Origin of the sequence: Roseibium sp. (assembly GCF_025698965.1) — a bacterium.
Taxonomy (GTDB): domain Bacteria; phylum Pseudomonadota; class Alphaproteobacteria; order Rhizobiales; family Stappiaceae; genus Roseibium.
Window position 1 is genome coordinate 1 of sequence record NZ_JAILWL010000320.1, and the last position, 7,739, is coordinate 7,739.

12 protein-coding genes and 1 tRNA gene are annotated in these 7,739 nt (G+C 56.5%); 8 read left to right on the plus strand and 5 right to left on the minus strand.

What is annotated here, in order from left to right; genetic code table 11:
• The 5 genes from K5905_RS22275 to K5905_RS22295 all read left to right on the plus strand — a co-directional run.
• Positions 1-607: hypothetical protein (locus K5905_RS22275; RefSeq protein ID WP_297587898.1), on the plus strand; the 607-nt coding region annotated here is incomplete at its 5' end.
• A gap of 118 nt (positions 608-725) precedes the next feature.
• Positions 726-911: an AlpA family transcriptional regulator gene (locus K5905_RS22280; protein WP_297587900.1), complete on the plus strand. Its 186-nt coding sequence runs from the start codon at positions 726-728 to the stop codon at positions 909-911.
• Between the two features lie 50 nt (positions 912-961).
• On the plus strand, positions 962-1,195 hold the full coding sequence (locus tag K5905_RS22285; protein WP_297587901.1) for a hypothetical protein: 234 nt from the start codon (positions 962-964) through the stop codon (positions 1,193-1,195).
• Complete coding sequence (locus K5905_RS22290; RefSeq protein WP_297587903.1) at positions 1,192-1,524, plus strand: helix-turn-helix domain-containing protein; 333 nt, start codon at positions 1,192-1,194, stop codon at positions 1,522-1,524. Before K5905_RS22285 ends, K5905_RS22290 begins: the two co-directional genes overlap by 4 nt.
• Before the next feature lie 58 nt (positions 1,525-1,582).
• Positions 1,583-1,990, plus strand: a complete 408-nt coding sequence (locus K5905_RS22295) for a hypothetical protein (protein ID WP_297587905.1) — start codon at positions 1,583-1,585, stop codon at positions 1,988-1,990.
• A gap of 342 nt (positions 1,991-2,332) precedes the next feature.
• Here the strand turns inward: K5905_RS22295 and K5905_RS22300 are convergent, their stop codons facing one another.
• The 4 genes from K5905_RS22300 to K5905_RS22315 all read right to left on the minus strand — a co-directional run bounded on the left by K5905_RS22300 (position 2,333) and on the right by K5905_RS22315 (position 4,914).
• Positions 2,333-3,121 carry a hypothetical protein gene (locus K5905_RS22300; protein WP_297587907.1) on the minus strand — a complete coding sequence of 263 codons (789 nt, stop codon included), beginning with the start codon at positions 3,119-3,121 and terminating at the stop codon, positions 2,333-2,335.
• Positions 3,078-3,512, minus strand: a complete 435-nt coding sequence (locus K5905_RS22305; protein ID WP_297587910.1) for a hypothetical protein — start codon at positions 3,510-3,512, stop codon at positions 3,078-3,080. The genes K5905_RS22300 and K5905_RS22305 overlap by 44 nt, the downstream gene beginning before the upstream one ends.
• A gap of 197 nt (positions 3,513-3,709) precedes the next feature.
• Positions 3,710-3,988 (minus strand): hypothetical protein, encoded by a 279-nt coding sequence (locus tag K5905_RS22310; RefSeq protein WP_297587912.1) that lies wholly within the window; start codon positions 3,986-3,988, stop codon positions 3,710-3,712.
• Positions 3,989-4,641: 653 nt separating this feature from the next.
• Positions 4,642-4,914 carry a hypothetical protein gene (locus tag K5905_RS22315; protein WP_297587914.1) on the minus strand — a complete coding sequence of 91 codons (273 nt, stop codon included), beginning with the start codon at positions 4,912-4,914 and terminating at the stop codon, positions 4,642-4,644.
• 204 nt (positions 4,915-5,118) lie between these two features.
• On the opposite strand from K5905_RS22315, the gene K5905_RS22320 reads away from it, so the two are divergent.
• The gene (locus K5905_RS22320) at positions 5,119-5,835 is read left to right on the plus strand and encodes an HNH endonuclease (protein WP_297587917.1); all 717 of its coding nucleotides are present in this window, start codon (positions 5,119-5,121) and stop codon (positions 5,833-5,835) included.
• Between the two features lie 118 nt (positions 5,836-5,953).
• Here the strand turns inward: K5905_RS22320 and K5905_RS22325 are convergent.
• A tRNA-Ala gene (locus K5905_RS22325) sits at positions 5,954-6,029 on the minus strand.
• Positions 6,030-6,141: 112 nt separating this feature from the next.
• Here K5905_RS22325 and K5905_RS22330 point away from each other — a divergent pair.
• Together K5905_RS22330 and K5905_RS22335 are read left to right on the plus strand one after the other, a co-directional pair.
• Positions 6,142-7,248 (plus strand): ATP-binding protein, encoded by a 1,107-nt coding sequence (locus tag K5905_RS22330; RefSeq protein ID WP_297587919.1) that lies wholly within the window; start codon positions 6,142-6,144, stop codon positions 7,246-7,248.
• Between the two features lie 88 nt (positions 7,249-7,336).
• Positions 7,337-7,651 carry a YggT family protein gene (locus K5905_RS22335; protein WP_022700952.1) on the plus strand — a complete coding sequence of 105 codons (315 nt, stop codon included), beginning with the start codon at positions 7,337-7,339 and terminating at the stop codon, positions 7,649-7,651.
• Positions 7,652-7,739: the final 88 nt, after the last annotated feature.

The window sequence follows — 7,739 nt, forward strand, 5'->3', positions numbered from 1 at the left end:
CGTTAGCGACGATGCACCGGACTGGCAGGAAACAAATCCATTTGGTTTTTCATTCTCTGCAATAGAGGCGTTCTTCAAAAAACATTTATCCGATTATTGGGGCATAAAGGTTGAAGAAATCGAACCCGATATCACGCGTCTGACAAGTGACGCTTACTTGCCGTTTTCGAGAACTTGGTTTGAAGTTAAAATTCTCAATGAAATCTCTTTTTTTGACTACTGCTTTCAAGACTCTAAAGAGCGTGAAGATGTAAAAGTTCTCTCGCCTGGATACCGATGGGGCCACGCGTTCTCCCTCGGTTTAGCATTTAAATCTGCCGGGAAAATCGGGCGGATGGTCGAACACTACCGCTGGCGTTTCTCATATGGCCAAGACGCCCTGCGAGGTCGCGCCAGTGTGATGGCCGCGAAAGCAGGAGGCTTAGCCCGCGCCAAACTTTCCAAATCTGCGAGCGCGGCCAGGATCGACAAAATGCGTCAGCTTATAGAAGCGGGACACAGTCGTGCCCGCGCGGCAGAATTGGCACACAAGGCTGGTTTCGGGCCGTCAAAGGAAGCCAACCGAAAACTTTGGACGCGTTTCGCCCAGGCCAAGCCCGAGCGATGATGCTGGCTATTTGCGCGACCACCGAAATAACAATTTAGTTGGGACACTGCCCGCCACTGTTCCACTTGGCCTCGCTTATGTTCCGCACTGTCACGCAGACAGCCGGAAAGGGGCTTTGATGACTGACCGCATCCTGAGACGCCCGGAAGTGGAAGACCGCACGGGTCTGGCCCGCTCCACCATCTATGACTTGAAGAAAGAGGGCTTGTTTCCCCAGCCTGTGAAGCTGGGCAAGCGGGCCGTGGGCTGGCGCGAAAGCGATATTGTGCGCTGGCTCGCCGAGCGGATCGGCACGGCCGGGTAGCCGAATACGAAAAAGGGCGGCCCGCCAGCCGCCCTCAGGAGATTTTCGACATGACAAATATGCCTGAGCGGCCCTCGCGCCGCAACGGGAGAGGTGTGTCTGCCGTCTGGCGGTGCGTCTCCCGCCAGCGCCAACGGCCCGCCCTTGCCGCCTATGGCCGCGAACCGGTCGAAACGCGCCCTAGCCGCGCCCAGCGCTGGCTAGAAGACCGCTTCCAACTCCCCCCTCATCTCGCCCGCCTGAACGCGACCCTTGCGGGCTTGCCCACAGGAGACGACGAATGACGGCTCATCTTCGCAGCTATCCGATTGTGCTTCTCCAGCGACTGGACGTGGACGCTAAGCCCTTCGCCGTTCGCGGCCGGGATGGAGAGACCGCGCTTCGCCTTGCCGAATATGGCGAGCGGGGCCTGACCGCTTATGACTTCAAGGGCGGCCCGCCCTTCCGACTGCCTGCTTATGTCTGCGACTTGCGCAAGGCGGGCCTTCAGATCCGCACAGAGCGCGAAAAGCATGATTGCGGGCATCATGCGCGATATGTGCTCGAAACGCCTGTGAGGGTGCTCTCAGTGCGCTGGAAGCCAGATTCCGAGCCAATCCAGAAGACCGAATGAGTCAGCCCAGCGGTGCGAGCCTCAAGCTCGCGCCGCGCCTTCCCATGAGAGGTGAGTTATGGCCAAGCGGACTCATTTCAGTCGCCATGATGATCCGCACGCGCGCATCTATGACCATTGGGTGCACCATCCTGCATGGGCGACACTCAGCCTTCACGCCAAGGTGCTTCTGACTGAGACGATGGCGAGTTATCGGCCCTGGTTGTCCAATCTCTACCCCATGTCGAATGCGCGCGCGGCCCGCCAGCTTAAATGCGCCGAGAACACGGCTGCAAAGGCAATTGCCGAGTTAATCGAGCGCGGCTGGTTTGTCCTTGAACGGCGCGGTGCGATGAAGGGCCAACGTGGCGCGCGTGAACGCATGGTGAGCCTTGGCATGTTCAAGACTGAAACCCGCGTAGATGATAAAAACGCGGCTTTGCGCTGGGCGCCGGCAGATCCGACAGAGGTTTTTCGGACGCCTTAAAAAAGCGCCCCGAACGCCGCAAAATCTTAGAGCAAGAGACTGTATGAAGCTCAACGGGGCAGGGCGTCGGATCCCCATACAGGGCTAGCAAAATGGAAGCATGTGGGATGACGATAAACGCCATGCTCTGACCCGCTTATAGATACACTCTGTGTTCTAGGAGTATGTCGGGTCCCATGCAGCTGACACGGGTCTGTCCAATGAGGCTCCAGCGTTGGGCTTGGTCAGAGAACTCATGCCCCCCTGTCTGGATGCTTCAGGCGCGTGTGTCCGTCCATCAGTCCCCCGCGCGCGTGCTTTATATATGAAAGCTCAGATTGGCAGGCTGATGAAGCGAGAACCTTAGTCCGGAGGCTTGGATTCAGGTGTAACGAAGCGTGTCGCCCCTATCCATTGTTCGAGGCTTTTTTCGTTCACGCCTCGGTCTCTCAGGAATGCGTTGAACTGGCTGGCCCATTTATCTGGTGAGAAGCCATAACTGCTGGGATGGTTGCTGTAGAAGGTAGGTATGGTTTCGATAGAGCCGCTAAAATAGGGCTCACCCTTAAGTCCTATGGTGAAGTGTCCGGCATTGTTGAGCGCGTCCCACACCTGTTCGCCAAATATAACGATATGAGTGGGTTTTAGGTGCCTGAGCAAGATAACGAGAACGGCTGCACCTCGTTCTAGGTCTGCTGCGGAAGCCTTCATTCGTGGGGCTTCAAGCGTCCCTTGAAGCAAGTTCATAAAAGCGATGCGCTCAAAGAATTTATGTTGGTCTATCTCGTGAGCGGGCAGGCCTGTTCCTAGGCGCGCGATTAATGTCAGAAACTTGTCGCGGCGGTCCTTCAAATGTCCGCAAACGAGTGAGTTGGTAAGATTCGGGTCCGGGTTCAGTGGATCATCGCCATAATGCGAATGACCCAAGAACAATATTCTAGGATTCGACACTGAAAAGTGTCTACCGACCCACGGGTGATAGACTTGTCCTGGAACAAGCGCTGGCTGCGTTTCTGTTTTCACTGTCAGCCCTCTTATCCGGTCTGCTGGATAGTCTGGCGCATGTGATATTCTGACAAGCAATTTCGCCAAAAGGCTCGAAGGGGCGTCACAATAGTTGGCAATTTCGGTCGCGATATAGCCGTTCGGCATTGAGCGACCTTATCTCTTCTCTTTGTGCGTATGTGAGCTCGGTCGGGATAGCGTTGTGGATATCGTCAAAGGTCGTGCTAATTGCGGCCTCGAACCAACGGCCTACGATGAAGTCAATTGACGGGCCCCCAATACGAAGCCCGAAGGCAACCGGGACTTCTTCTCCCCACACCTCCGGAGAGACCTCGCCTGCTACTTCTGCCTCTAGAAAACGGCGCGCCGCATTAATGCCGAGTTCGACGTATCGAGAACGGTCAGCCTCAACATTATCAGTATATTCTAGTGCAGTGGCGCATTCCCAAGCGCCCCAGGCAAGATAAGGCAACTGCGTCAGGGGTCTGTCATCAACAGCAGTCGATTGCACAATTGCAGCGATAGCAAGGACTATCATTTCGGACGCTCCCTTATTCCGACTGTGAAACACTTAAACTTATCGCGGAGGTTAAGCCCATGGGCGGTTGGGGTTCAGGCGGGTGGAATGATAAGGGCCGCCCTGTTGAAAGCGAGTCTATGGACCTAGACGTAAACAAGGTCCGGCGGGCTGGGTGTTTCGCTGAAGGGCATCAATCAGGATGGCGGTGGCGCTGGTCACACGGGCGCGAATGCTCGATCAGTCTTCATGGTCAGGGCGAGCGCCAAGGCGTGACGCTGGCCTATACCGTCAGTTCCAACACCGGCGCCGAGCCATTCTCTGTAAGAGAGCATATCGGTGTGGAGTGGACGCCTTGTCGTTTCGGAGGGGAGCGGCCTTGGTGGCTTTGTCCTGGGTGCGGCGACCGGGTTATGAAGCTCTATGGCGTAGGTGCGCGTTACCGTTGCCGGAAATGCCACCGGCTCACCTATCGTACCCAGCGCGAAAAGGCTCATGACCGGATCCAGACGCGTGCGAATAAAATCCGTCAGAAACTAGGGGGTGAGCGGGGCGTTGATAAGATTCCACCTAAGCCTAAAGGCATGCACTGGCGAACGTATGACCGGCATTGCAGGGAGCTGTATGCGGCTGACGATGCGTTCTACGATTATTTGCGACGGCGCTGGCCTGGTTGTGGGTTAGGTTAACAGCAACTCGATTGCTTAGGCAGTGCGTGAGCACGCTGCCCTAACCTTTGGCCCTGACGTGTTTTAACGTTCGGGCGCATTTCTTCGAATGTACCCCCAGAGGTTTTGGACGTCTGGTGGGGCTTGTGTAGAGCGACAGGTTGATGACGTCATTTGGAGGCGTTGCCCATCATTCCTGAAAAGGCTGCGACACTGAAAGAGTATGCTCTCGCCGCGCCAATAAGAAATTTCGTAGTGCGCTGTTTGGCCTTGCGCGCGTTCGCTCTCTGACGTTGCTTCAATCATTGAGGTCGATATTAGCTCATATCCATTAAACGCGAGCTCAGCGGTAGAAATTGGAAAGGGCCATGCGTGCCAGCATTCCATTGACCCAAGTCCGCCATCGGCCACGACGTCGCAATCAGCTGCGTAAGCAGCGCTGGTGATGAGACAAGCGATAGTAGCTAGACTAGCTAACGGCATCACTGGACCGTCTCTCTGTAAACTGTGAAGCCTGCTCCGTGCTCCCGAGGTCCGAGGCCGCATTCATAGGTGCTGCGTTGCATGTTTGGGTCGCCGATTTGAGCGGCTTTGTAATAAGCCCAGTCCCGACAAGCCTCGACTGAGCCGATGTCTACGTAGCTCTCGCTTTGCGATAAATTCGTGCGGTCTGGATAGAAGTACGCATCAACCTGCTGAGAGCAGGCGGTGAGCCCACCTGATAGTAACACCAGGGCCAGCCTATAATGTCGCATCTTTCACTCCTCCTGCCATATTCGTAGCACGCCTAGGGCGAAGGTGTCGCTGGCAAGGGAAGGAAGCATTTCGACTCTTATCGAGAGGCGGTGGCGCGGCCGCGCTCTATTAGATCCCTTGGGATTTCGCCTCTTGATAGGCCCTGCACAGTTATTGATGGTGGTAGCCGGTTCATAAGAACAGAGTACCGCTAGGGGCCTTATATGATTTCTCGCTCTCCAGAATTTTACTTTGTCGCATACGCACTTTCACGGCTCAGCGAGCCTGATGGTGCTCCACCGTCTGTGCTTGGTGTTCAGCACTGGGTGGAAGCATATGACCTGTTTTATGAATCGGTTGGTGACGGGCGTGAGAGCCATTCTTTTCGCAACTCGCTGAAAAATGCACGGGATGCTTTTGATGCCTTCATGCCCGATTCCCCTCGCACTGGTTGGCGAGACAGCGCCGGCAATGTCCCAGAATTCAAATCAGGCCGGTTTCGCGAAACTTTAGAGCGCTGGGATCAAGAGCCGGCCGCAGTCTTGAATCAAGCGCTAGTTGAGGCGGTTCAGGTTCGTGATGCGGTAGAGGTGGAGGATGTTGTTTTTACTGAAGGTCGCGAAAAAATTTATGTCTCACGGCGTCGCGAGCGTGCTGCTGGCGCACGGGAGGCGGCGATATCAATTCACGGTCAGAGTTGCCAGGCTTGTGGATTTAATTTCAAGGCGGCATACGGCGATTTAGGACGTGACTTCATTGAAGTGCATCATGCCGTTCCGCTCGCCGAAAAGGGCCGACGCAAAACTAACCCAAGCCACGACCTCATAGTTCTCTGTTCAAATTGTCACCGTATGGCTCATCGCAAGCGCGGATATTGCCTCTCTCTCGACGAACTGAAAGCGGCTCTGCGAGCAGCACAAGAGAACTCGTCAGCTGAATGAAGGGCGAGTAACGCACCATTAGGCTGAGCCAGCATGCAAGCCTGGGGGAAGAATAGAGGGAAGTAACGAGTGTCCTCGTTGGGTTTCCCTTTATTCTCAGAGTTTTAATGGTAATATCTGGTGGAGCCGAGGGGAATCGAACCCCTGACCTCGTCATTGCGAACGACGCGCTCTCCCAACTGAGCTACGGCCCCGTTCCAGAGGATGGCTGACGTAAGAAGCTCGACTGAAGTTGTCAAGGATTGCGACAAAGGTCGCGGATGATTGACGTTTGCGTAAACGGAACTTCGTTATAAAACATGCGTCATGGGTGAGGGGACAGGAATTGCCGGTGAAGCGCCGCTTCACCAGTTCGGTATGGGAGATGGCGCGGAGCCGTTTATCTTCCACATGCTGACTCACGCCCTGGTTTTCAGCGCCTATGCGCTGATTGCAGGAACGCTGATCTGGCAAATGCAGCGGAACAAGAAGCTGCTGCGCCTGAAAATGGTGCGTATCGTTATCGTTCTGGCGTCTCTGGCCGGGCTGGCGCACCTGGCGGGCCTTCTGTCAGTGGGCATGCCGCATCCGCGTCTTGACGCTGTGGTTCACCTGCTCAGCGCGGCGTTTGGTTTGTGCGGCGCCATTCTGCTTTGGTACTGGCTGCCGCAAATGCTGGCGCTGGCCCAGGAGCGCCGATTGACCCCGGTCAACATGGTCAGCCGCGCCGATTATCAGGCTTTGCAGGCCAAGCTCGACAACACCCATGCGGGTCTGCAGCGTTTCGCGACGGCTGCGTCGCATGATCTCCGAGCGCCCTTGCGCCATATCTCGGTCTTCGCCGGACTGATCGAGCGTGAGGAAGGCGATCAGCTGAGCCATGCCGGCCGCGACTATCTGGGCCGGTTGAACACCTCAGTGGCGCGGATGCAGGACCTGACTGAGGCTCTTGTAGAATATGTGCGCGCCATCAGCATGATGCACGAGCCGACGCGACTGGAACTCCGCGATGTGCTCGCTGGGGTCCGCAAGGATCTGGCGGTTGAAATCGAAAGTCAGAACGCGGTGATCGAGATTGCGCCCATGCCGGCCGTCTGGGCGGATGATGCGCTCGTGGCTCTCGTTCTTCATCATCTGATCGACAATGCGCTGAAGTTCGCCAAGGACCCGCCTGTCCTCAGGCTTTATGCGCGGGAGGCCAAGGCGGGATGGGTGGAGATCGTCGTCGAGGATGAAGGCCCCGGTATCGACCCGCGCCAGAGCGAAATGGTGTTCGACGTTCTGTTTCGCATGTCGACAGGTCCGGTAGAAGGCGTCGGGCTGGGCCTGGCCTTGTGTCGGCAGATTATTGAGGCTGCGGGGGGCCGAATCTGGCACGACGTTGAGTATGACGCCGGGGCGCGTTTCGTCTTCACCCTGCCCGCTGCGCCGTGATTGCGACCGAAGCTGCTTGTCAGCGCCCGTCGGTGAGGGCTAGACCAGCACGCAGTGAAGTGAATTCTGAACGAGAGCGCTGATACCCATGGAACACATGTCTCTGGCGCAGGTCCTGGTTTACCTGTTCCTGCTGATCCCGCTGCAATTGCTGGTCTATGTCATTTTTGTGGGGGTCATCCTGAGTTGGCTCATCTCGTTTAATGTCGTCAACGCGCACAACCAGCTCGTCAGCACGATCTGGCGTCTGACCAGCACGATCACCGAGCCTCTGCTGCGCCCGCTGCGCAATTTCCTGCCGCCTCTGGGCGGTCTGGACCTGTCGCCGCTGGTATTGCTCTTGTTGATCATGTTCGTGCGCAACTGGCTGATCCTTGGTCAAATCTTCCCCCGTCTCGGCTAACGTCTCGCCTGCGCAGGTTGCCGATGGCGGCCTGCGTTTGTTTGTGAGGGTCCAGCCCAAAGCCTCGCGCGCCGGCATAGGCGGTGTG